General features: G+C 36.8%; 2 protein-coding genes. One reads left to right on the top strand and one right to left on the bottom strand.

What is annotated here, in order from left to right; translation table 11 throughout:
- Positions 1-160: excalibur calcium-binding domain-containing protein (locus tag CHI06_RS28935; RefSeq protein ID WP_142301049.1), on the top strand; the 160-nt coding region annotated here is incomplete at its 5' end.
- A 188-nt stretch (positions 161-348) separates the two neighbouring features.
- Here the strand turns inward: CHI06_RS28935 and CHI06_RS28930 are convergent.
- A partial coding sequence (locus CHI06_RS28930) for a DUF4236 domain-containing protein (RefSeq protein ID WP_095252069.1) occupies positions 349-1431 on the bottom strand: 1083 nt, incomplete at its 5' end.

The following is a 1431-nucleotide window of genomic DNA, read 5'->3' as shown; positions in this document are numbered from 1 at the left end:
TCAGGCGGCAGCCCAGCAACAGCAGCAAGCAACACAGACATCGTTTGCCAACTGCACCGACCTGAGGACAGTGTATCCGAACGGAGTTCCTTCCAATCATCCTGCTTATACATCTAAAATGGATCGGGATAAAGACGGTTATGCGTGTGAAACAAACTGATAAAGAAAGAAGGTGCATTTTACGCGCCTTCTTTTTCGTTCTTCTTTAAACTTAGCAATATGGTAATTCAAAGACCAATAAAAACTTTCAAATTAACATAATCTTAAAAATCGTTTTCTTTAAGTTTTTACACACATTCCATTATATAAGAGTTTTTTTGTATACCTAAAATAATGGCTTGTTATGTTTTAAGAATATATTTGTATCTTTTCTACCGGAGCAAAACCCTTGGTTTTACGAAAATTCATTTTATGTTCAAAATTAACCATTGAATCTGAGCAATCAATAGTATCAAAATTTAATTGGTTAAGCGTATACCTTTCAATTTTCACCGATAATACTAATATTTTTTCATGATACCCAGTAGACGTATTTAATTGGGAATCCAAAGCGTGGATGATAACAGTATCTAACGGCAATAAAGCTAACATATCTCTTGCTATTCTAAGTACACAACTGCAGACGTAATCCTGTTGAATATCGTAATATTTGGAGATAGGCATATTTTTGACGGATACTTTTCCTGTACTGGTTAGAGTTTTCATTTCTGAAGGAACAACATTTTGGGTTTGTACATCAAATTCCACTTCCATAGTATGGGGTTCTTCAAGGAAAAACTCAAACCCACTTCCAAAATCACTTAGATCATCTAGGGGAGCGAAATCCTTTATTACTTCAAAATACGTTTCCAAATCCCCATTCAATATCTTCGTTGCTATTTCTGTCAATTCACTCCATTCTTGATATTCTTCCTCGTCTTTCTTACGGGCTTCTAAGACCTTATTTCTGAGCTCCTCTATACGCTTTTCTTCTTGATTAAAGACCTTTGCCATAATACCAGGTCTATAATTTTGAAGTTCCTGTAAGGCTTGTTGTTCTAAAGGTCCAGGGTGCCCTTTTAAGAATGGAGGTTCTGTATTTTTAATGTCCTGCCAATCAACAAAATCATCACACTCTTTATGAATCGACTTAATCATATTTAGTCTATTTTCATACAACTCGACTTCTAATTGATTTCGTTGCAGTTCTTGTAACTTTTCTCTTTCTTTTTGCAATCGATTCAATTCCGCTTGTCGCTGATAGGAAGCTGTTCGATAGTTCCTATTCCCTCTATTACCGCTTCTCCCATCGGAAGTGGAAGTATAGGAAAGACCGGTTCCAGGCAAAGAAACCGTAGTCCTACTTTGACCTCTTGAGTTCACAGAGTGCCTTAATCCTTTGACTCCTACACTTGCCCCAACCCCTCGACTACTTACGTTTAAACGAACTCC

It is taken from the genome of Bacillus sp. 7884-1 (genome assembly GCF_002272245.1).
Classification (GTDB): domain Bacteria; phylum Bacillota; class Bacilli; order Bacillales; family Cytobacillaceae; genus Neobacillus.
Note: the sequence above shows the minus strand (reverse complement) of the source record. Positions and strands in the feature narration are given on the sequence as shown.